This window comes from Aquimarina mycalae (assembly GCF_029906345.1).
In the GTDB taxonomy this organism is placed as follows: domain Bacteria; phylum Bacteroidota; class Bacteroidia; order Flavobacteriales; family Flavobacteriaceae; genus Aquimarina.
The window spans coordinates 311,213-334,956 of record NZ_JARYGY010000006.1 but is presented as its reverse complement, the minus strand read 5'-3'; the positions used below and the strand labels follow the sequence as shown (position 1 = coordinate 334,956).

The window sequence follows — 23,744 nt, the reverse complement described above, 5'->3', positions numbered from 1 at the left end:
TTAATTCCTTACAATCCGTATCTTTGAGATATTCGGGTACATTTTTTAAATGTATTTCAAAATACATTTTCGTCATATAATAAAACTTCATTACAATCAACTTTATGAAAAATCTAATCTTATTTCTGCTTTTAAGCATTTCATATACCCTTTTCGCGCAGAATGATATTGAAAAAGTAAAGTCTACAGTTTCTAAAAATGAAATTGAAGGACACATTTATTTTCTAGCTTCTGATGAATTAAAAGGAAGGCAAACTGGTACACCAGAAAACAAAATAGCTGCACAATATTTAACTAATATGCTTCGCGGATACGGTGTAAAGTCAGTTGCTGAAAACAATAACTATTTTCAAGAGGTTATGCTAAACACAACTTCTCCATTTAACAATGCAACATTTAAAACTAATGATTTCTCTACCTCAAAAATAATAACACTGAATAAAATTAATACGTCATATTCTGGAGCCACTGTATTTCTCAATTATGGTATGTCTGAAGATTACAAAAACACGGATGTAACAGGGAAAATGGTGGTAACCTATTCTGGTACTAAAGACAATCGTGATCTTCGGTTTGCATTTTCAAAAATAAAGGAGAAAACCGCTTTGGCTAAAGAAAATGGTGCTGTTGGCATTATAGAAATCATTAATGTAAATGATAAAATCTGGACGCAATTGGATCATAGTTTTAATGGCGAAAAAATGAACGTTTCTAAAGAAGAGAAAACAAATGATTTTACTTATATCTGGATTAATGATCAAAAAGAATCGATTGGTGCCTTCTTTACTGACAAAAACGAAATTCAGACTACCTTAAATATTGATGGAATCAAAAAAGGTACTGTGCAATCACAAAATGTAGTCGGCATGGTAGAAGGTACGGATCCAAAATTAAAAAATGAATTTGTTATTTATTCTGCCCATTATGACCACGTAGGTATCGGTACTGCTGTGGATAATGATTCAATCTATAATGGTGCCCGAGATAATGCTGTTGGTACAGTTACCGTTTTATCCGCAGCAAAAAACATTGCTAAACACCCAACTAAAAGATCTGCTTTATTTATCTTATTTACTGGTGAAGAAAAAGGATTATTAGGTAGTACTTGGTATGTAGATCATCCAATGATTCCGTTACACCAAATGGTATATTGTTTTAATAGTGATAATGGAGGATATAACGATACAAGCATAGCGACTATCGTTGGTTTAGAAAGAACTACAGCATCAGAAGATATAAAAAATGCTGCTAACGCGTTTGGGCTAAAAGCTATTGGAGATCCAGCTCCAGAACAAGGCTTGTTTGATCGTTCTGATAATGTAAATTTTGCTGCTAAAGGAATTCCCGCACCAACATTCAGTATGGGTTTCACCGCTTTTGATAAAGAAATCGCAAAATACTATCATCAGATAACTGATAACCCCGATACGTTGGATTATGATTATCTACTTAAATTTTTTCAATCATATGTCTTGGCATGTAGAAACATTGCTAACAATCCTGATACTCCATTTTGGATAGAAGGTGACAAATACTATGAAGCAGGTAAAAAACTATACAACAAAAAGTAACATTGAATTGTTCAATAAATATTAATGAATTTTCTGCAGTATGAAATCTACTTTTTCTATAATTATTATCTGCATTTTTGCTACTTCTTGTGCTAAAAAAAATCCTTTAGAAGAAGTGTTGTATTCTGATACGCCACGCATCAAGAATGTAATGCAAAATATCGAAAAACACGAGGTTCAGATACTATATAGCCAGATTGATAAAGATGAAAACGGAAAAGTAACTTTTACAGATTATGAATTCAATGTATCGGACAGCACCTATTTCTATCCTGCAAGCACGGTAAAATTTCCAATTGCTATAATCGCCTTAGAAAAGATAAAAGAATTACAAGAACGTGGAATTCATCTAAACAGAAAGACGAATTTTATACTACAACGTGATACGCTTCATACCAACATTGAAAAAGAAATCATTGACATTTTTGCGGTAAGCGATAATCAAGCTTATAATCGTCTGTTTGAATTCCTTGGTCAGGATTATATCAATGAAAAACTGAGTTCTAAAAATATTACTGGTCGTATTTCTCATCGATTGTCTGCATTTCATTCTCAAAATTTGAAAACCCAATCTATAGTATTCAAAAATCATATTCAAGATAGTATTCCTGTCTATGAACAGGCAACCATAGAAAATAGACCGTTATCAAAATTATCCTTGGATAAAGTATTAAAAGGTACGGGTTATATTTATAATGACACATTACTCAGGAAACCAAAGGATTTCTCAGAAAAAAACTACCTCCCGTTAAGATCTTTACATGAAATAATGAAACGAATTCAATTTCCTGCTTCATTTTCGAAAAATGAGCGTTTTAATATTACAAAAGATGATCAGGATTTTATTATAAACACCATGCAAATATTACCATCGGATGCAGGGTACAAAACCAAAACATATTACGATGGTTATGTAAAGTTTTTCATGTTTGGTGACACAAAAAAAGCTATCCCAGAACATATAAAAATTTATAACAAAGTTGGAAATGCCTATGGATATCTAGTAGATTGTGCATATATAAAGGATACTAAAAATGATATAGAATTTATTCTCTCGGCAACTATACATGTAAATGAAAATAGAATTTATAACGATGACACTTACGAATATGATACTATTGGTATTCCATTTCTAGCTGAATTAGGTAGAAAAATCTATACTTTAGAAAAACATAGAAAGAAGTAGATTTTCCTCAAAACCTCGTTTTTTCTGACAATTCCTCAAAATGAAAGCCTAAATAGCATCTAAAATTCCATATTTTAAGATTTATTAGCCTTTTTTTAACAAAACTATACCGTAAAAAGATTTTTTATGGCTTAATTTTATTGTCCCCTTTATTTTAAGAATGTTAAATTTTAGTACAAACGACAACAACAGTATGGTTACAACATTAATAATCTAGTAACTATATCTTATGTGATAAGCATAGTATATAGTTCTATTAAATAACAAAATATGAAACAATATATACTTTACTTATTACTATTTTCTTTCGGTATATTATACCCAAGTAATTTTTCTACAGACCAATTCTTGGCCAATAGCACTCAAAACACTACGGATCGTAAACTTTCTGATGAAGAGGTCCAAAAAAGAGGACTTGATATTTTAGCTACTGAAGTTATCGAAAAAATAGATGAGATTGATCTAAGAAAAATGGCAAGATCTGCCATCTTTGAAACTTCTTATGGTTTTAGATGGAAAATGATTAATCTCCATACAGGAAATATTATCATTGTAAAAGTGAATAAGGATTTTAAACTAATCTCAGCACGAAATAGTAAAAAATCCAAAATAATGAATCCTTAAATTTAGGTTTTAGGAAAGCATTGCTTGTACATTTTCATATGTTTCTAAATACTCCCAGTATATAACTCTGTTATATGCATATTGTATTAAAATAAACTGCTCGCTCACAGAGAGTATTCTATCAATTGCTACTAGCTTTTTTGAAGCTGTTTCCACCTTCACTTCTTCAGTTATCTCATGATTTCTTGCATCAAATCCATGAACGATAATATGATTTTTTAACGTAAGCTCTATAAATTTCATAATGACAAGTTTATTCCATTCAAATGTACCTCTTTTTCACGTTAACACCCCTTTAAGAGTTTCGCATTTTCATTTTCTTAACTTTAAGCACATAATTAAGTAATCAATCAAAAAAATGTTAAAAAGACTATTCCTTTTAACGCTTCTATTCTCTAGTATTTTCACCTTTTCTCAAAAGAAGTTATCCTTTACATACATAGGAAATATAGGGGTTTATATAACAGATGGACAATCTTCTGTATTGATTGATGGATTACATACCGAATATGGAGATGATTATCTTTTTCCTCCATCAACATTGATAGATAAGATACAAACGAAATTACTACCTGATGGGATTCTTTTTACTCATTATCATGGGGATCATTTTAGCGCATTACTTTCGAACGAATATTTAAACACTAATAAAAAAGCAATCCTATTGGGGTCTAATCAGATCACTAAGGAAATCAAACATTTTAAAGATAGAGTTTTTACAATATCAACAATCAATTACGATAAACAAGTTGTAAAGCTTAAAAACATTGAAATTAAAGGTTTAAAAATTAACCACGTAGGTAAAAGGCATATCTCTGTCGAAAATGTTGGGTATCTTGTTGATTTTGGTATTAAAAAAGTGCTACATGTAGGAGATACCAATTGGATGGAAGAAATTAATTTATTTAGTCAATTAGATTTAGTGAATGAACACATAGATATCGCAGTCCTGCCATATTGGATGTTATTGGATAACAATGCAACTATGTTAATTAAAAAACATATTAATCCAAAGCATATTATAGCAACGCATATTTCGCCGAGAATAAACAAACAAGAATTGCAGGATATGAAAGTAACCTATCCCGATGTATATTTCTTGAATACATTAGAACAACAAATACAACTATAATTAACTCACTTACAAAACAATGAAAAGATTACTATTGCTATTATCCTTGATACTATCGTCAACTATTTCTGCTCAGGAGTTTTCTATGGATCATGTAAAAAACATACATCCACGTAATATTGGTCCTGGTGGAATGAGTGGACGTGTAACCTCTATCGATGTAGTGATTTCTAATCCGGATATCATATATGCAGGAACAGCTTCTGGAGGATTGTGGAAATCTACTTCTGGAGGTATCAAATGGAATCCAGTTTTTGATAAAGAAGTTACAGCTTCAATTGGTGCGGTAGCGATCCAGCAATCCAATCCTTCTGTGATATGGGTTGGAACTGGAGAAGGTAATCCAAGAAATAGTCTTAACGGAGGATTTGGGATATACAGATCATTAGATGGTGGTAAACATTGGAAACTGATGGGTTTAGAAAAAACGCGTCATATTCATAGAATTATTGTTGATCCAACCGATCCTAACACAGTATATGCTGCGGCAATAGGTTCTCCTTGGGGAGAACATCCAGAAAGAGGTGTTTTTAAAACTACAGACGGAGGAGAAACCTGGAACAAAATACTCTTTGCGAATAATAAAACCGGAGCTGCTGATCTGGTTATGGATCCTACAAACCCTAATAAATTGATTGCTGCTTTATGGGAACACAAACGAGATCCTTGGTTTTTTAAATCAGGTGGTGAAGGTTCTGGGTTGTTTATTACCCATGATGGTGGAAAAACATGGAAAGAAAGCACTGATAAAGATGGGTTACCTAAAGGAGATTTAGGGAGGATAGGAATTGCAATAGCCCGAAACAAACCAGACATCATCTATGCCTTAATCGAAGCTAAAAAAAATGCGCTTTATAAATCTGAAGATGGAGGGTTTACTTGGAAGAAAATAAATGACAAAAATGACATTGGTAACCGTCCATTCTATTATTCAGAAATTTATGTAGATCCTCAGAATGAAAACCGAGTGTATTCTGTGTTTACTTATGTAAATGTATCTCAGGATGGTGGTAAAAAATTCACACAATTAATGCCTGCATATGGCGTGGATAATGGTGTTCATCCAGATCATCATGCTTGGTGGATTCACCCTAATAATGGTAATTTTATGATTGACGGTAATGATGGAGGGTTAAATATTACCAAAGATGGAGGAAAAACATGGAGGTTTATAGGAAACCTGCCTGTTGCTCAGTTTTATCATATTAACGTGGATAATGAGTTTCCTTATAATGTATATGGAGGTATGCAAGATAATGGTAGCTGGCGTGGACCTGCCTATGTATGGAAAGCTCAAGGTATCAGAAATTCTTATTGGCAAGAAATTTCTTTTGGAGATGGATTTGATGTGGTTCCAGACAAAGATGATTCGAGATATGGATGGTCTATGAGTCAACAAGGTTTTGTAAGTCGCTATGATTGGATGACTGGTAATAACTATACAGTACGTCCTACTCATCCTGATCCTGAAGTAAAACTGCGCTTTAATTGGAACGCTGCTATTAATATCGACCCTTTTGATAATAATACACTGTATTTTGGAAGTCAGTTTGTACATAAAAGTAAAGACAAAGGGCTAACCTGGGAAATCATTTCCCCTGATCTATCTACCAATAATCCCGAAAAACTAAAACAAGCAGAAAGTGGTGGTTTAACTATGGATGCTACTGGAGCAGAAAATCATTGTACTATTTTAGTTATAGAACCATCCTCATTAGAACAAAATATGCTTTGGGCAGCCACAGATGATGGACGTGTGCACCTTACTCAAAATGGAGGAGCAAACTGGACTGATGTCTCTAAAAATATTAAAGGGTTACCTGCAGGTAGCTGGATCGTACAAATAAAAGCTTCTAATAAGAAAAAAGGAGAAGCACTCTTAGTAGCTAATGATTATAGAAGATTTAATTATACTCCATATGCATATAGAACGGTTGACTATGGAAAAACCTGGCAGCGTATTGTAGATAGAAATGATGTAAAAAGTTATACACTTAGTATTGTAGAAGATCCTATAGAGAAAAATTTACTTTTCTTAGGAACAGATGACGGATTGTATATTTCTCTAGATGCTGGAAACAAATGGACGAAATGGACCTCTGGTTTTCCTACAGTTTCTGTAAAAGACCTAGTGATACAACCTAGAGAACATGATTTAGTAATTGGAACCTTTGGAAGAGCTGCATGGGTATTAGATGATATTCGACCATTACGTGCTTTAGCAAAAAACAAAAGTATTTTAAATCAAAAATTACAGCTTTTTGATCCTCCAATTGCCTATCGAGCAGCATATCAACAACCTACAGGAAGTCGTTTCGGTGGGGATGCCTTATACAATGGAGAGAATCGTAATTTTGGTGCTCATATTTCTTACTATGTAACCGTAGCAGAAAAGAAAAAAGAAGAGATTAAAAAAGAGGGTGGTAACAAAGAAGATGAAAATGATACAACAGATGATGAAAAAGAAGAAAATAAAGTAAAGTGGGATTCTATTCATCTAAAAATTTATGATGGTAATCGACTTATTAGAACACTGAAACAAAAAACGCCTGATTCTACAGGAATACACAAAATGCGTTGGTTTATGGATGAAAAAGGCGTAGATCGCCCATCAAGAACTATCCAGAAATCTAAAGGTGAACCAGGAGGAGTTGGTGTTAAACCAGGAACTTACAGACTAATTATGGAATATGGCGATCAAAAATCTGAAACCAACATTCAGGTTAAATCAGATCCTAGATTGCAAGTCTCACAGCAAAACATCAATGAGATCTATACGGCTTCTAAAAACTTAGAATCGATGAGGCAAACCGCTGCAGATGCAGTAAAGCAATTGGTAGAAAGTAAAAACGTAGCCTCAAAATATCAAAAAGAGCTTAAAAAATTGGATAAAAAGAAATTTAAAGATCAAATCAAAGCATCTAAAGAAATCATTAAAAAGATTGATACTACCATTGCTATTTATCTAGGTAAAGAAGACAAAAGACAAGGAATTACGCGTAATCCTGAAGTGACAATTATGCAACGCCTTGGTACTGCTGGATTTTATACAGGTAGTCGCCAAAATGGTTTGACATCTACAGAAAATACTTTGATAAAACATGCTAAAGATGCATTAACAGATGCATTAAACAAAACAAATACTTTCTTTAATGACGAGTGGAAACCCTATCAAGAGAATATAGAGAAATTAGAGACTTCTCCCTTCAAAGAAATAAAAACCTTTACAATCAATTAAAACTTTCACACATGAAAAAACTTATCATTTTAGGACTTGGTGTACTTCTACTCCACTCCTGTAAAAAGGAAAAGAAAGAAGAAATTGCAAAACCTATTACAATAGAAGAATACTCTATTGAACAGTTTATGGATAATGAAAATGCATTTGCAAATGGGTTTTCTAAAGATAAATCCAAAGTATTAATGACCAGTAACCGTTCTGGCATCTACAATATGTATACAACTTCTGTAAAAGGTGGTGAACTAATCCCTATTACAAAATCGGATAGCTCCTCTGTTTTCGGGATTTCCTATTTCCCAGAAGATGACAGAATACTATTTAGAATGGATGGTAATGGTGATGAAATATATAAGATCTTCCTTAAAGATAGCGCTGGAATCACACGTTTAACTCCAGAGAAAAATGTAAGAGCATTATTTAGAGGTTGGTCAAAAGATGGAAAGAGTTTCTTTTATGGAAGTAATGAGAGGGATCCTAAGTTTATGGATCATTACGAAATGAATATCGCTGACTTTACATCCAAAATGATATATCAAAACAATGATGGAATGGATTTTGGCGGAATGTCTGAAGATAGAAAGTATATTGCACTGACCAAAGCAGTAACCACGAATGATATTGATCTATATATCATGAATACAGAGACTAAAGAAAAAACCAAAATCAATGAGAACATAAGTGGTAATAGACCTCAGGATTTTTCTAAGGATAACAGCGCATTTTATTATACCACAGATGATAATGCAGAATTTAGTTATTTAATGAAGTACAATCTTGCCGATGGAACTAAAGAAAAAGTGGCAGAAAAAAACTGGGATATCAGTTCATTTTATTTTACCAGAAATGGAAAATATCAAGTGATGTTTACTAATGAGGATGCTAAAACTGTAATGGATGTAAAAGAAGTAGCTACTGGCAAAGCAGTAGAATTTCCTAAATTCGAAAACAAGGAGATTTCCAGTGCACGTTTTTCTAGAGATGAATCTATGGCGTTTTTAAATGTTTCAGGATCAAGTACTCCTAGAAATGTGTATTCGTACGATCTGGCATCCAAAAAGCATAGTCAATTGACTGATGTGCTCAATAAAGATATTAATTCAGATCATCTGGTTGCTTCAGAAGTAGTAAGATTTAAATCTTTTGATGGATTAGAAATTCCCGCAATTTATTATAAGCCGAAACAAGCTACGGTTGACAATAAAGTTCCTGCGTTAGTATGGGTACACGGAGGACCTGGAGGGCAATCGAGACAAGGATTTAGTTCACAAATTCAATATTATGTTAATCACGGATATGCAATCCTAGCAGTAAATAATAGAGGAAGTAGTGGTTATGGAAAAACGTTCTTTAAAATGGACGATCAAAACCACGGAGACAAAGATCTAAAAGACTGCGTAGCTGGAAAAGACTGGTTAGCGCAACAAGATATTATTGATGCTAATAAAATTGGTATTATTGGTGGTTCATATGGAGGTTATATGACAATGGCAGCACTTACCTATACACCAGAAGAATTTAAGGTAGGAGTAAATATCTTTGGAGTAACTAACTGGTTAAGAACCTTAAAAAGTATTCCGCCGTGGTGGGAATCTTTTAAAGAAGCTTTATATACAGAAATGGGAGATCCTAACACTGCTGATTCTGTAAGATTACGTAAGATTTCTCCATTATTTCATACAGAAAAAGTAACAAAACCATTGATTGTACTTCAAGGAGCCAAAGATCCTAGAGTACTAAAAGTAGAATCTGATGAAATTGTAGAAGGAGTAAAGAAAAATGGTGTACCTGTAGAATACGTATTATTCGAAGATGAAGGACATGGTTTTGTAAAAAAAGAGAATCAGATTGAAGCTTACGGAAGAATTCTAAAATTCTTAGACAAGTATCTCAAGGAGCCTGGATCAGAAGTCATTAATGATGGAAAGGCTAAAACCAAAACAGTAAAATCAGAATCCTAAAACAATTTAATTACCGATTACTTATGAGAAAAATTATTGTCCTTGCTGCAATATTTATGACTATTACCAATACGAGTGCCCAAGACACTGGAGAAGATGAATGGGGTGCCTGGTATATGTATTTTGGCACAAATCGAATAACTGATAAACTGAGTATTCATTCAGAAGCTCAATTTAGATTTTACGAAGTAGCTGGTACATTTAACCAATTATTGTTAAGAACAGGATTAAATTATCATCTCACAGAGAACGCTATCGCTACTATTGGATATGGATATATCAATACCGATGGAACTTTTGCCGAAATTGATGGTGAAGAAAACAGTAATGAACATAGAATATTTGAACAGTTTATCCTTAAGAATGAAGTAGGGAAAGTAAAATTTGAACATCGTTATCGATTAGAACAGCGATTTATCAGTACACAGTTTGATGATTTCACAGAACATCGAGCAAGATATCGACTACAACTTACATATCCATTTAATGACAAATGGTTTCTAAATGTATATGATGAAGTGTTTATCAATTTGCAAGAACCAATTTTTGGGCAAAACAGATTGTATGGAGCTGTAGGATATAATATACAATCAAACTTCAGTATTCAGTTAGGATACTTAAAAAATCATTTTACAGGACGAAATTTTGATCGATTACAGTTAGGTGTTATTTTTAATACCGACTTTAGAAAAAGTAAATAAAGAGAAGAGGTCTAAAAAGTGATTCATTGTTGTCAAATTGAGCATACAGAAATTTATTATCCGTTGATTTCAAAAATGTATTCAACAAGCTCAGATCGACAATTGATATGTAATCCTTTTTAGACCTTTTAAAAAAGAAGATAATGACCTTGACTAAAAAAGATAATCCTGCACTACTACTAATAGATGTACAAAAAGGTATTAATCGTCCTGGATATTACGGCACAGAACGCAACAATCCAGAAGCAGAAGGAAACATAGAAGCATTATTAAATAAATGGCGAGCAGAAGAGCTTCCTATTTTTCATGTAAAACATTGCTCTACCAATCCAGATTCTCCATTAGCTAAAGGAAAGCCTGGTAATGATTTTCAGGATTTTATCATACCACAAACTAATGAACCAGTTATCGAAAAAAACGTGAATAGCGCTTTTATTGGGACCGATCTCAGAACACAATTAGAAAATAGAGGTATTAATAATGTTGTTATTGCAGGATTAACCACAGAACATTGTGTATCTACCAGTACCAGAATGGCTTCTAATTATGGATTTAACACATTTTTAATTGAAGATGGTGTTGCGGCATTTGATAAAATTGGTGCTAATGGCCAACGATATGATGCGCAAATGGTTCATGATATCGAAATTGCCAATCTTAAAGATGAGTTTGCTAAGATTGTACAAACAAAAGATATACTAGGGATTTTTAATTAAATACTTCTTAGATTAATCTGTATTCAATTAAAATCCAGTTATAATACGAAGTTCCCGAATTGGACGCTTTCACAATATCAAGGCAGACATCACTAATTGGAATCTATAGATTTTTTAACGAAAATTTTCCATTACTTCATTCTCGATTTTTTTTAGCATTCACAAAGGTTTTGACTACAAAAAAGGGAATACTCCCATTATTTTACCAATACAGATATTTTTAACTTACAGAATAATTGTTTAGATTAGTATTCTTACATTGCTTTTTACCCCCTTTTTAACAATATAAAACAGTAAAAAATACTGTGGTTTTCTTCATAGAAAATCAATAAAATTATGATACTTATATTCCTGAGATATCAGAGATATAAATATTGTAGTAACCATATACTATTGTTTTGGGTAATTTCAACGAAAACATGGTATTTGAATTAAATTAGAACGAGATTGTTTAATTAAACTATAAAAATATGGCTTTAGGAGCATTTGCAGCCGCTGCTAGTGGAGCACTAGTCTTAAAATATATTGATACTGGAATAAAAGTTGCTGAATTTTTAATTTCAGAAAGACTATCACTAACCGTAGAAAACATCAGGTCATACTTTGATCGTAAAGAAGTTGAAAAGCCCTCTAATTTTGACCCTAAAGAAGCAAAGGAGTTCGTTGGTTCTCTAATGAAAATAGACCAAAGGATTCTGGATGTTATTAGTGATAATATCAATGATGCTATTGAAAATTATGTCCTTTGCCTAAAAGATGCAAATGGGCGTCAAGAAAAAAATGCCTGTGATATCAGGGCCGAAAGAGCAGTTTGTGATTCACTTAATAGAATAATGGACAGAAATGACGATGATTTACCCAGTGAATATCTTAAAAATCAATGGAAAGCCTTTAAATGTATTCGAATATAAAGACTTCCAACCACGATAACCTTAACGCACAAAATTTACTCGATGAAATATCCTATTTTATATTACACTGCACTACTATTTTTTTCCTCAATCTCAGTCGCTCAAAACACGTTTACTTCAAAAACCAAGGGCTATGTAAATTTTAATGTAGGAACTTCCAAAATAAAACCTCAAAAAGAATATAAACATCAAGGTGTAACTTTATTTGGGTGTAATACTATCATTTCTAATAAAAATATTGAAAATTGGAGTGCAGCGCCAAATGGCTTAGAATGGCATAAAAAAAATCAGGTATTTACAAACTTGCCATATGGATATCAAATAGATAAAAAAACGAATGCTCCCTATTATGTTTCCAAATATTACATTGCTTCTCCACCAGTATTCCATAGAGATGAAAAGGGGAAACCCAATAAAAATACCGAATATGATATTGGTATTGCAACGCCAAATGAATTTGTTTTTGAAGGCGATAAACCTGTACAACAAGTATATCTAGATTATGATATTTTAAAACTCATGAAAATCAAATACATTCCTGTTGTTTTTGATGCTTCTTTTGATTTATGGAAAGTAGATATCGTTCCTTTTAAAGTAGAATGTAAGGATTTTCCTTGGTTGGACAAAGAGCTTTACAGCGAGGCCAAAGGTGCTTCGGGTATTGGATCGTTAAATCGAAAAATACCTCCATTGACAAGATTGTTTTTACCGTATTATGAAGACGCGTGGACGATCAATGAAGGGAAACAATTTTTAGATTGTGAGGTAACCATTTTAAATGATATTCTTTTTCATCATGAAATCTATTTTAAAATTAATGGAGAAAAAAAATATTCGATTAACCTAAAAGACTTTTATAACAACCACAAGAACGATACAAAAATGGAAATCACCTTATATTGTGAGTATCGCGACGAATTGCCTTGTGGTTGTAAAGAATCAACATCAGGAAAAACAGATAAAAAAGATAGGTGGTAAAATAAATTATATCCGCAAAACTGGTCTATTAAGATTCCTAAAACATGAAGCTAGAAATCATATCACGCAAAATTCATAAAACCATAAAAACACCTAATCCACAATATTTCATACTAATACTCACCATACTATTCTACTCATTCTCTGGTTTTCAGAAAGATATAGAAACCTCTGCAGACACTACTCCTTTAGAAGTTTCGGTTACATTACGTATTAATAAAATATACAATATCAATTCGGTAAATGAAACCTATCAGATTGATGGATATTTGCTTTATTCCTGGATCGATAAGGATGCACCTTTTACACCTAAAGATTCTTTGATGCAATCTATTATCTATGAAAACGCAAGAGCAAGCGAACTTATGCAAAATGAACTATGGGTTCCTGCATTCGAACTTATCAATGTACAAGGCAGTGAGGATACTCCAAATACGAGAATTGAAATTTATGCTAATGGACGTATTGAATACGAGCGACGATTCTTCGGTACATTTAGTTCGGATATGGACTATATTAAGTTTCCATTTGATTCACAGCAGTATTTGGTAGAAATAGAACCTTTTTCTTATAGTAATCACCATATTATTTTTACAAATCCTAAGTTGTTCTTAGAAGATAATGCAGATGATTATCTCGGCGAAGATTGGGAATTTATAAGTAGTGATGCCCATATCACAACAAAAAAATACAAGTATATGGATGCTCATGTCAATTCTGAAAAGAATTCTTATTCGAGAGTCGTTTTTGAAATAAAGGCAAAAAGGTTATCTGGATATTACCAATGGCAAGTATTGTTTCCGCTTCTCATTATCATTATGGCTTCGTTTTCAATTTTTTGGATAAAAGAGTTTAGTTCTCAAATAGGGGTTGGTTTTACATTAATGCTAACTGTTGTTGCGTTTAATTTCTATTCTGCATCAATTCTTCCTAAACTATCCTATAATACATTCATTGAATATGTGATTATCGTAGGATATATTTTTATTTTTCTGGGAATCCTCGCGGTAATCGTAAATCATAGAATCAATGGAATAGAAGAAAATGAAGATCGGATTTCGTTACAAAAACATTTTAGATACGGATTTCCTTTAGCATACACTATCATTATGATATATCTATATTTTAGGTTAATTATGTAAGACATCCAATTCTTTTGATTTTCTAAATCAAATACATGATTTCTATTGTCAGGCAACCATTTCTATAATTTAAACGTCTTTATTAGTATATCCAATAATTAACGTGTGCTGGATATAAGAGAATAGTATTAATTAATTTCAACCATTAAATCGTATCAAGATGTTAGAAAACCAGAAAATAAATATAAAAATCAAACTTGCGGCTTTATGGACATCCGTTATGTTCTGTTATGTATATGGTGATTATTTTGAATTATATGCCCCTGAAAAAGTAGAAAGTCTAATAAGCGGTGTTAATGTCTTAGATAGTCCTATTAAATTACTGATAGCATCTATTGTATTGGTTATTCCTGCTCTAATGATTGCATTATCGATCTTATTAAAGCCTTCGATCAATAAGTTATTCAATATTGTTTTTGGGATTTTATACACCTTATTAATGGTATTAATAGCTGCTACTTCGATTACACCATGGTATGCTTTTTATGTATTTCTTGGGGTTGTAGAAAGTTGTATTACTGCATCCATTGTTTGGCATGCCTGGAAATGGCCTAAAAATATTACGGAGTAAATTAAGTAGCTCGTATTTTCATATAATATTACATTATTTGTTTTTTTATCGATTATATCAATATTGAAATTCTTGTTCTATCAAAAATCATCTTGTATAACAAGGTGGTTTTTTGGGATTTAAAAAAATAGTAAAATTCCCCTATTATTATTTCATAAAAACATCAAAAAAGTAAGATTTATAATAGTTATTATTAAAATAAATCAATAATTTGAGTATTTCATCGATAAAATATTGTTTTTCAACTAAATTATTATACATTACGGTAAAACCGTAGTTTTGTCGATTTAAAACATCAGAAAAACTACCTAACTAACCTAATATTATATGATAATATGATTACAATTTCTAAAAAGATGATTTGTGTACTTTGTTTTGTATCATTCTCATCATTATCGGCTCAAACATTATTAAATGGGTTTTTCCCAAAAAAGAAGGAGCTAACAATTGCTTCTTCCTATTCCTATAAAAGTTTTGACAACTTTTATCGTGGAGAATCTATTACGAAAACTAATCCCATGAATATGGGAGAAATTTCTTCGTCCATTATTAGCATTTATGGAGAATATGGGGTTTCAGATTGGTTATCCACAACAGTAGCAATACCTTATGTATCCACAAAAAGTGAACTCGGTACATTAGATCCTGTTATAGGAGAAAGTCAAGTAGAAGGTGTACAAGATTTGAGTGTTTTTTTAAAAGCTAAAATATTAGATACAAATTTATCTAATCAATCTAGACTATCTCTTGGAGGAGCAACTGGAGTCACGATACCTGTTGGAGGCTATGAAGAAGCAGGCATACTTTCTATAGGAAACGGAGCAACTGCATATGAAGGGTGTGGTTTTGTACAATTTAAAACTTCTTCAAATCTTTTTATTGAACTCCAAGCGGCATATAGCTTAAGGAATAATCCAGATTTTGAAATCCCTAATGCTATGATATACAGCGCTAAACTAGGATATTATAATAAGTGGTTTTATACGCACGCCAAAATAGGCGTACAAAACTCTTTAAGTGGATTGGATATTGGTACTCAAGAATTTGTAGATGCAGGTGGCGCAAATGCTTTGCCAGAAACAGAAGTTGATTATACAAATCTATATCTGGATATATATATTCCTATTTATAAACAAAGTTTTGGTGTGTCATCTGGATATACGGTTAATATGGATGGAAGAAATTATAATAGAGCATCTTCCGTATCTTTAGGATTAGTCTATAAAGTACACTAACCAAATAATAAAGTACATCATATGAAAAAGATATATATATTAATACTGATAGCTGCATTACCATATTTCTGTGTGGATATACACGCACAAAAGAATCATATTGATCATATGGTATGGGATCAATTACTATTGCTAAATGTATCCAACGATGGTAGTGTAGACTATAAAGGTTTTATTAGAGATAAATTTTTATTTGACAAATATTTTAAATCCTTATCTACTAATTATCCTACTACCGATTCTAATGATACTGAAAAACTAGCATATTGGGTAAACCTATACAACGCTATTGTAATGAAAATGATCATTGATCATTACCCTATTAATTCTATAAATGATTTAGAAAATCCATGGAAGAAAAAATCGATTACTATAAATAATGTTCAATATAGTCTAGATGATATCGAACACACAATTCTAAGAAAAATGGATGAGCCCAGAATTCATTTCTTACTGAATTGCGCTGCCACTTCATCACCAAAATTATGGAACAGAGCGTATACTGGTAGGAATATTACCCAAGCACTGGAAGAAAGAACCATCGATTATATTAATGATCCTACTAAAAATCTTATTACTTCTGGAAAAGTAAGTATTTCGAAGGTGTTTGAATGGTATGCTAAAGATTTTTATGATGGAGATGTTAAACGTTATATCAATACATATGCTACAACAAAAATCAGTAGTACATCTACTATTGAATATTTAGAATATGATTGGAGTTTACATGAAAGGGAATAATTATATATTAGACTTATATCTTCGTTTCGGCTCATTATTTAACTTGTACTTTAACAAACACTTACACAAAAAAACTTTATAAGTATATTTAAAAATCTTTAAAAAAAACAGCAGTATAACCTACACTGTTATACTGCTGTTTTTTTTGAAAAATTTGTTTATTATCACATGCGTATCCCATCAATTTTTAGTGATCCATCTGGAATCAGGATAACGTTGAAGTCTATTTTTTGTGGTCCTGTTTTAGTATCAACGACTAATGTAATCTCATCTTCACTTAATCGTACTTCTGCGATTTTGCCGACTTTTAATTTTGTATGAAATTGATTAAAGAATTGGAGATGCTCTTCCATCGGAAAAGAGTTTAAAAAAGAAGATAATGTTCTACGTTCTAAAAAGGATTTCCATTGATCTTTATTATCTGTGTTTACTGTATCCATAAAATCGGCTATCAATTGATCTGCCATTTCCCCAGTAATTGGATTTGGATGCTCTGCAGATACTTCGGGTATAAAATCTGGCTTTAATAATATTCCTGCAATTTGTGAAGTTATATGTTCATATGAACGTTTTACTGAATTTGTCATCATGAAGATCGTTATATCTTCTTCCAGATAACGCCAAAAATCTGCAAAGAAAACTCCATTTCCTCCGTTATGTGCAATTAACTCTGTATTTCTTGGTGTTGGAAAAATTGCCCAACCATATCCATAATGAGATCCAGCTCCTTCACCTTCTTCGATATGCTTTCCGTAGAATTTTGCTTTAGCATCATCACTTAAGATTTTATTCCCTAATAAAGCTGTATGCCATTTATACATATCCTGTGGTGTAGATAATACTCCTCCATTAGCTCTAAGGTGCCAAAATGGCCCATCGGTTGCCCAAGCTCTCTCTGTAGTTCTTCCCCATTTACTATTCTTTCGATACCCCACTGCAATATGATCAAAAGACGGTAGCTGATATCCCGTTTGATACATTCCTGCAGGTTTCCACAAGTTTTCTGAAAGATATTCTTCATAAGACATTCCAGACAATTTTTCGATAATAATTCCTAGTACACTGTAGCCAACATTAGAATATTCATATTGTGTTCCTGGATCAAAAAGTAATTTTCTGTTTATGGCTTTGTTCATAAACTCATCTGTAGTTATTTTCTCATAATCATCTCCTATCGCTGGTGGCAAGCCTGCAGAATGTGTTAATAGATGATGTAGAGTGATATTTTTTTTATCATCAGGTACATTATTAAAATACTTGGTAAGTTTATCTGTTACTGATAATTTACCTTGCATTTCTAATACAAGAATAGCCGCTCCTGTGAATTGTTTTGTAATCGATCCGATAGTAGAAACGGTTGCTGTAGTGTATTTCACTTTATTTTCGCGATCTGCATACCCATATCCTTTTTCTAAAAGAATTTTTCCATGCTGAGCGACCAATACGCTTCCTGAAAACCCTGTATTCTCTAATTGATCTAGGTAATTGGCTATGCGCTCTTTATTCGTTGATGCTGCTTTTTTTTCTATTGTTTTTCCCGTTGCCGTTTGTGCCGTTGTCGATTGTTGTTTGCATGAGATAAGTACACCTATCATCAATGCTAGTTTTAAAATTTTAATCATAATTGTTCGTTTTTTTGAAGCTCAATAATACATTGATTTCAAAAGAGTTACAACAAAATGTTACCAAGACAAAGAATAAGTTATTTTTAACTTGAAACAGGTATAAATGGTTTTTACCACACGATTATTGATATTCATAACATAAAATGGAGATACATCACATTTCGGCTTATTGTTCAACTTTTATCTATATTTTTGAATTGTGAGTATACAAAACATGACATTACAAAAATGGGTAGAAATATTCCTAAATATAATTTTTTGGGTTGTTTCAATTTCAATTCTATTATTAACTACGGAAACAGGAATTGTAGAGAATACTGTAGAAAATGATAATGGAATTGTTATTCAGGAAACCATAGAAGTGGGATTGTTTTCGTTACCAAATTTTTTAGGAATGCTTGGTATTATTCCATTATTCTATAGCATTACATTTTACTTAATCCCGAACTATTACGCATCAAAAAAATACGTGTATTTCTCTTTATTCATTATACTGGGATTGATTATTTTAACTGGAATAGAATTGATAATTATTTATCTGCAAAAAACTCCAGTCCTTGCTATGATGATAAAGTTCTTCTTGTTTTACAATTTGTTCTTTGTTACGATTGCCATCATATATGGAATTATAAGACACCAATTACGCTTGGAGAAAAACCAGCAACTTCTGGAAAAAGAAAAAGTTAGCGCTGAACTACAACTAATGCAATCCCAGATCAATCCACATTTTATGTTTAATGCGTTAAATAATTTGCTTGCTATTTCTGAGAGATCTCATAACACACAAACCTCATCTGGAATCACTAAATTATCTGATTTATTGAGATTTATGATCTATGACACACAATCTGACAATGTATTACTTTCTAAAGAAATTGAATTTGTCGAAAATTTTATTGCACTTCAAAAACTACGATATAGCACAGAAGATCCTTTTGAAATTATATTTATTGTAGATACTAAGAATCAAAACCCGAAAATTGCACCTACATTATTAATTCCTTTTGTAGAAAATGCTTTTAAACATGGGCTTAATATTCAATCTCCCTCTTTTATAGATATTAAATTAGAGTTTAAATCTCCTCAATTACGTTTTGAAATTAAAAATTCTAAACACTTCCTTCGGAAAACAGAATTTGAAAAAAAATATTCAGGTATTGGCTTAGAAAACGTAAAAAAAAGATTAGCACTACTATATCCTAATCAGCATAATTTGGATATTACAGAAGATGAACATACCTTTTATGTGCAATTAACAATTAATCTTTCCGAATGATTTCTTCTGTAATCATAGATGATGAACCTAATGCAATTGAATTGCTTAAAGGATATATAGAAAAATTACCTTTTATAGCATGTGTTCATAGTTTTAGAAACCCAATCGAAGCGCTGGTATATTTAAAAGAAAACACAGTAGATTTAATATTTCTCGATATCAATATGCCTCAGTTATCAGGAATTTCTTTTCTAAAAACTTTAGAAAAACCTCCTAAAATTATTCTTACAACTGCATATGCTGAGTACGCAGTAGAAAGTTATGAATACCAAGTGGCTGATTACTTACTAAAGCCTATCTCTTTTGAGCGTTTTTTAAAAGCATTATTAAAAATTCAACAAGTAATCGAGCAACCAGAAGGTCTTAAAAAAATTAATACCACTGTGTATGTAAAAAGCGGGCAACAACAATATAAAACAGATCTTAAGGATATTTTATATCTACAAAAAGATGGCAACTATATCACTTACTATACGAGCAATAGAACTATTCTAGCACGTCAGTCGATAAAAGATGCATTACTAGAATTAGGAGATCGTTTTATTCAGGTTCATAAATCCACAATAATTAATCTAGATCATATTACTGCTTTTGACACAAATTCGATTACCATACAGCAAACTAAACTATCTGTAGGACAATCCTATAAACTATTACTAATGGAACGGTTAGCATTGAAATAAAAGCATTCAATATTCTTAGTTAGTTCTTTCTTCCTGTAAAAAGGCTGTTGGTGTCATATTAGTATGCTTCTTAAATGCTCTATAAAAACTAGTTTTACTGCTAAATCCACATTCTTCACCTATCGCTTGTACTGATAATTTATCCAAAGCTCCCGATCTAAGCATTTCTTTGGCCTTAGTGATACGATGACCATTGACCAATTCATAAAAATTTAAATTCATCTTTTCGCTTAATACCTGTGAAATATGATGCGAAGGCACATCTATAGCCTTAGAAACATCACTAATCTTTAGATTAGGATATAAATAAGATGTTTCTTCTACGAAATAAGTTTCGATTCGTTTTTGAATTTCGATAGATCTAGATACAGACAATGGTGATGTTTTATATTTTTCATTTTCTAATATGGGTAATATTTGTTTGATATCTACAATCCAATATCCTAATAATAAAATCGTAATAGACATTAATCCCGAAAGAACAATTTCTGCTGTTATTGCAGAAGCGCCTGATAATAAAAACCCCGTTTGTAACAATAACTCGATAAAAGACAATCCTCCTAAAAGCACACTAAAACGCTTCAATAAAACACTGTTCTTTTTATCCTTTTGATATACATAAAAAAATGATGCTATTGCGTACCCCAACAATAACAACAGATGTAAACTATTCTGAAACCAAATAGAAAAAGAAACTCCCCCATTAGGTAATATATCATAATAATAATTTATTAAGGCTAGTTTAGCTTCTGTGTCTTCAAAATACCTAGGAAAAAATAGTGAAAGCATTATAATAAACGGAAGTATGTGGAGTAGATCCAACTTCTGTAAACGAAACTCTGTATTTCCATAACTTCTAACAAACATATAGAAAAATGGACCTACCAAAAATAACAATGGATAACCAATTCCAAATGCATGAGGCCATTGCTTTATTAATTGAGTGGTAAATAACAAATACGTTACCAAATGTTGCAGTAATCCCACAAGTGTTAATGCTAAAAAAACACGAGATTGTTTTAATGCAGTACTTTTCAGAATGATCATTATAATAAAACACCCTATTAAAATTACACCTCCTAATACAAAGGTGATCACAAATGCAAAAGATTCTATACTGTTCATATGATAAAAATAGTACTCCTTAATTACATGGGAAACTCTATCAGATAAGAATATGCTACAAAGGTGTTTCAATTAATTAAGAGCTCCCAATTCATAAGGGTTTCAGTGATTTTCTTGGCTACATTTACTTCAAAAATAAATAGATATGGTACGCAAAATTTTAAAAGGATTAGCACTATTCTTAGTAGTAGATATCGTGCTTTTATTGGTCTATGGATTTGTTCAGTATCCAAAAGCAAAAGGAGAACAACATTTTTACGCAGAACGAATTATTGAAGCTCCCAAAGACAAAGTATGGAAGGTGATATCCGATGTAGGGAATTATCATAAAGTTACCGCTCCTAATATTAGTCATGTAGAGATTGTAAAAGGAAGTGGATTAGGAATGAAACGTGTTTGTAGTGCTCCCGATGGAAGCAGTTGGGAAGAAACTTGTACACTCTGGAAACCAGGAGAAGAATTTAGATTTGTAGTTAATACACAAAAAGAAGATTATCCTTTTCCATTAAAATCACTTGCTGGATCTTGGAAAGTAGAAGCCGTAAGCCCTACACAAACTCGTTTGTTATTAGATTTTTCTTATGAATTTAACAGCCCATTCCTAAGTGGTTATTTTTTATCTATGGGTATGGAACAAGCAGAAGAAGATACCGAATACCTATTAGATAACTGGCAGAAACTAGCAGAGAATTAATATATCTAAAACTAAAATTATGAAAAAAGTAATCACTAGCATTCCCATTTTGATTTTAGCCACAATTATTTATGGCCAACAAAAAATACCAGACTGGTTTGCCAAAAACATGGAACAATCTATCGGAATATGGATTACCGATAACTCTGCATATAAAAACGAGAAAGAACCTTTTGATCAATATGGTATGGAATGGAAATGGGGTATCGGAAAACAAAGTATGACAGGAACTCTATATGGATTGATTAACGGTAATAAACAAAGGATTTTCTGGGAATTTAGACAGTATTGGGATTTTGAAAAAAAACAGGGCATGGTTGTACAATACAGTATCGACGGTACTATTGGCAGGGGTTCTATGAAAATCATAAAAGATAATCAAACTGAAATGATACAAGATTTTATATCTCCAGAAGGCCATAAAAGTATTCACGGACATCGTTCTACATTAGACGGTGATAGATTTACATCTACTTCTTATGGTATTACATCCGATGGAAATTGGCAAAAAAGAAGGTCATACATATGGTATTTGACCAAAAACAAGTATTCTATAGATGTAGGTTCTTTTTCTATTTCATTAGCTGTAAAAGACATTATAGCCTCTAAAGAATTTTATAACAATTTGGGGTTTGAAATGGTTGATGGTACTATAGATCAAAAATGGTGTGTTCTAAAAAATGGTAGCTCCAAAATAGGGTTGTTTCAAGGGATGTTTCCTGCTAACACACTGACTTTTGCTCCTGATAATGCACGAAAGCTATATCAACATATGAAAACTAAAAAAATCAAAATAGGAATATCCAATGGCATGGATACCAAAAAAGGGCCAGCTTCTTTTATGATTAATGATCCCGATGGCAATCCAATCTTAATTGATCAACATTAAAAAAATCAATAACATTCCTGATTGATACAGTAAGATACAATTAGGAATGTTATCAAATAATTATATATCTTAGAGCTTGGATCCATTACACACAAGTCAAAAGATATCCTTATGCCAACAACTATACAAAGTAAAGATAGAATCAAATTACCATTTTCTTTTGATGCAGAAAAAATGCTTGAAGAATTTAAAGCATTTACGATAGGGCATTTTGAATATTACGATGTAATTCCTTTACGTGCTCCAGCGCATCAGGTAGATACCTCGTTACCTTTTCCTCCTCCAGCAGAGGATTATGCCGATGGATCATGGACCGATTGGTTAGATACTAAAGAACTGCAACAATCTCCATATTTAACTAGTATCGTGGATTTCTTTCGTAAACATACTAAGGTAACTTTAGTGCGCTTATTGCGATTGGCGCCAGGAGCAATTGTAAAAGAGCATACTGATCCAACCTTAGGTTTGGAGATTGAACGATCTGTCATTAGATTAACAATTCCGATTACCTATAGCGATGATGTTACTTTTTATTTAAACAACACCTCCGTTTCTATGATGCCTGGAGAATGCTGGTATTTACGTCTAACTGACCCTCATAAGATTGACAATCTCGGAACTACAGAGCGTGTTAATTTTACTATTGATATGATACCTAATGAGTGGGTAGTGAAAACAATTTTAGAAAATGAATCTACGGATCATTAATTTATCTAAATAGAATTCTATCAATTATTTGATTTCT

At 32.1% G+C, this 23,744-nt stretch carries 22 protein-coding genes; 19 read left to right on the top strand and 3 right to left on the bottom strand.

The window, feature by feature from the left end:
* Positions 1 to 104: 104 nt before the first annotated feature.
* The 3 genes from QBK95_RS16030 (at position 105) to QBK95_RS16020 (ending at position 3,381) form a co-directional block, all read left to right on the top strand.
* Positions 105 to 1,571, top strand: coding sequence for a M28 family peptidase (locus tag QBK95_RS16030; protein WP_280935560.1), 1,467 nt, complete (start codon positions 105 to 107; stop codon positions 1,569 to 1,571).
* A 40-nt stretch (positions 1,572 to 1,611) separates the two neighbouring features.
* Positions 1,612 to 2,757, top strand: coding sequence for a serine hydrolase (locus tag QBK95_RS16025; protein ID WP_280935559.1), 1,146 nt, complete (start codon positions 1,612 to 1,614; stop codon positions 2,755 to 2,757).
* A 270-nt stretch (positions 2,758 to 3,027) separates the two neighbouring features.
* Positions 3,028 to 3,381 (top strand): hypothetical protein, encoded by a 354-nt coding sequence (locus tag QBK95_RS16020; protein WP_280935558.1) that lies wholly within the window; start codon positions 3,028 to 3,030, stop codon positions 3,379 to 3,381.
* 9 nt (positions 3,382 to 3,390) lie between these two features.
* Here QBK95_RS16020 and QBK95_RS16015 read toward each other — a convergent pair whose 3' ends face one another.
* Positions 3,391 to 3,624 carry a hypothetical protein gene (locus QBK95_RS16015; RefSeq protein ID WP_280935557.1) on the bottom strand — a complete coding sequence of 78 codons (234 nt, stop codon included), beginning with the start codon at positions 3,622 to 3,624 and terminating at the stop codon, positions 3,391 to 3,393.
* A gap of 115 nt (positions 3,625 to 3,739) precedes the next feature.
* Between QBK95_RS16015 and QBK95_RS16010 the strand changes: the two genes are divergently transcribed.
* The 11 genes from QBK95_RS16010 to QBK95_RS15960 all read left to right on the top strand — a co-directional run bounded on the left by QBK95_RS16010 (position 3,740) and on the right by QBK95_RS15960 (position 16,707).
* Complete coding sequence (locus QBK95_RS16010; protein ID WP_280935556.1) at positions 3,740 to 4,513, top strand: MBL fold metallo-hydrolase; 774 nt, start codon at positions 3,740 to 3,742, stop codon at positions 4,511 to 4,513.
* A gap of 19 nt (positions 4,514 to 4,532) precedes the next feature.
* Positions 4,533 to 7,751: a WD40/YVTN/BNR-like repeat-containing protein gene (locus QBK95_RS16005; RefSeq protein ID WP_280935555.1), complete on the top strand. Its 3,219-nt coding sequence runs from the start codon at positions 4,533 to 4,535 to the stop codon at positions 7,749 to 7,751.
* An 11-nt stretch (positions 7,752 to 7,762) separates the two neighbouring features.
* Entirely contained in the window at positions 7,763 to 9,712 is a 1,950-nt protein-coding gene (locus QBK95_RS16000; protein ID WP_280935554.1) for a S9 family peptidase, read from the top strand.
* Between the two features lie 23 nt (positions 9,713 to 9,735).
* Positions 9,736 to 10,413, top strand: a complete 678-nt coding sequence (locus QBK95_RS15995) for a DUF2490 domain-containing protein (protein WP_280935553.1) — start codon at positions 9,736 to 9,738, stop codon at positions 10,411 to 10,413.
* A 143-nt stretch (positions 10,414 to 10,556) separates the two neighbouring features.
* A complete protein-coding gene (locus QBK95_RS15990) occupies positions 10,557 to 11,129 on the top strand; it encodes a cysteine hydrolase family protein (protein ID WP_280935552.1) in 573 nt (190 codons plus the stop codon).
* Positions 11,130 to 11,599: 470 nt separating this feature from the next.
* Positions 11,600 to 12,040 (top strand): hypothetical protein, encoded by a 441-nt coding sequence (locus QBK95_RS15985; protein WP_280935551.1) that lies wholly within the window; start codon positions 11,600 to 11,602, stop codon positions 12,038 to 12,040.
* A gap of 42 nt (positions 12,041 to 12,082) precedes the next feature.
* Positions 12,083 to 13,018 carry a hypothetical protein gene (locus tag QBK95_RS15980; protein WP_280935550.1) on the top strand — a complete coding sequence of 312 codons (936 nt, stop codon included), beginning with the start codon at positions 12,083 to 12,085 and terminating at the stop codon, positions 13,016 to 13,018.
* A 44-nt stretch (positions 13,019 to 13,062) separates the two neighbouring features.
* Positions 13,063 to 14,160 (top strand): ligand-gated ion channel, encoded by a 1,098-nt coding sequence (locus tag QBK95_RS15975; RefSeq protein ID WP_280935549.1) that lies wholly within the window; start codon positions 13,063 to 13,065, stop codon positions 14,158 to 14,160.
* Between the two features lie 160 nt (positions 14,161 to 14,320).
* Positions 14,321 to 14,731, top strand: a complete 411-nt coding sequence (locus QBK95_RS15970) for a DUF6326 family protein (RefSeq protein WP_280935548.1) — start codon at positions 14,321 to 14,323, stop codon at positions 14,729 to 14,731.
* A 356-nt stretch (positions 14,732 to 15,087) separates the two neighbouring features.
* Positions 15,088 to 15,966 carry a hypothetical protein gene (locus tag QBK95_RS15965; RefSeq protein ID WP_280935547.1) on the top strand — a complete coding sequence of 293 codons (879 nt, stop codon included), beginning with the start codon at positions 15,088 to 15,090 and terminating at the stop codon, positions 15,964 to 15,966.
* A gap of 21 nt (positions 15,967 to 15,987) precedes the next feature.
* Positions 15,988 to 16,707, top strand: a complete 720-nt coding sequence (locus tag QBK95_RS15960) for a DUF547 domain-containing protein (RefSeq protein WP_280935546.1) — start codon at positions 15,988 to 15,990, stop codon at positions 16,705 to 16,707.
* Positions 16,708 to 16,871: 164 nt separating this feature from the next.
* On the opposite strand, the gene QBK95_RS15955 is transcribed toward QBK95_RS15960, so the two are convergent.
* The gene (locus QBK95_RS15955; protein WP_280935545.1) at positions 16,872 to 18,329 is read right to left on the bottom strand and encodes a serine hydrolase domain-containing protein; all 1,458 of its coding nucleotides are present in this window, start codon (positions 18,327 to 18,329) and stop codon (positions 16,872 to 16,874) included.
* Positions 18,330 to 18,546: 217 nt separating this feature from the next.
* Here QBK95_RS15955 and QBK95_RS15950 point away from each other — a divergent pair, with 217 nt between their 5' ends.
* Positions 18,547 to 19,608: a sensor histidine kinase gene (locus QBK95_RS15950; RefSeq protein WP_280935544.1), complete on the top strand. Its 1,062-nt coding sequence runs from the start codon at positions 18,547 to 18,549 to the stop codon at positions 19,606 to 19,608.
* Complete coding sequence (locus tag QBK95_RS15945) at positions 19,605 to 20,291, top strand: LytR/AlgR family response regulator transcription factor (protein ID WP_280935543.1); 687 nt, start codon at positions 19,605 to 19,607, stop codon at positions 20,289 to 20,291. The genes QBK95_RS15950 and QBK95_RS15945 overlap by 4 nt, the downstream gene beginning before the upstream one ends.
* A gap of 15 nt (positions 20,292 to 20,306) precedes the next feature.
* Here the strand turns inward: QBK95_RS15945 and QBK95_RS15940 are convergent, their stop codons facing one another.
* The gene (locus QBK95_RS15940) at positions 20,307 to 21,416 is read right to left on the bottom strand and encodes a helix-turn-helix domain-containing protein (protein ID WP_280935542.1); all 1,110 of its coding nucleotides are present in this window, start codon (positions 21,414 to 21,416) and stop codon (positions 20,307 to 20,309) included.
* 145 nt (positions 21,417 to 21,561) lie between these two features.
* On the opposite strand from QBK95_RS15940, the gene QBK95_RS15935 reads away from it, so the two are divergent.
* From QBK95_RS15935 to QBK95_RS15925, 3 genes are all read left to right on the top strand, one after another.
* Positions 21,562 to 22,110, top strand: coding sequence for an SRPBCC family protein (locus QBK95_RS15935; RefSeq protein ID WP_280935541.1), 549 nt, complete (start codon positions 21,562 to 21,564; stop codon positions 22,108 to 22,110).
* A 19-nt stretch (positions 22,111 to 22,129) separates the two neighbouring features.
* Positions 22,130 to 22,999: a VOC family protein gene (locus tag QBK95_RS22915; protein ID WP_348637344.1), complete on the top strand. Its 870-nt coding sequence runs from the start codon at positions 22,130 to 22,132 to the stop codon at positions 22,997 to 22,999.
* Positions 23,000 to 23,110: 111 nt separating this feature from the next.
* On the top strand, positions 23,111 to 23,707 hold the full coding sequence (locus tag QBK95_RS15925; RefSeq protein WP_280935540.1) for an aspartyl/asparaginyl beta-hydroxylase domain-containing protein: 597 nt from the start codon (positions 23,111 to 23,113) through the stop codon (positions 23,705 to 23,707).
* Positions 23,708 to 23,744: the final 37 nt, after the last annotated feature.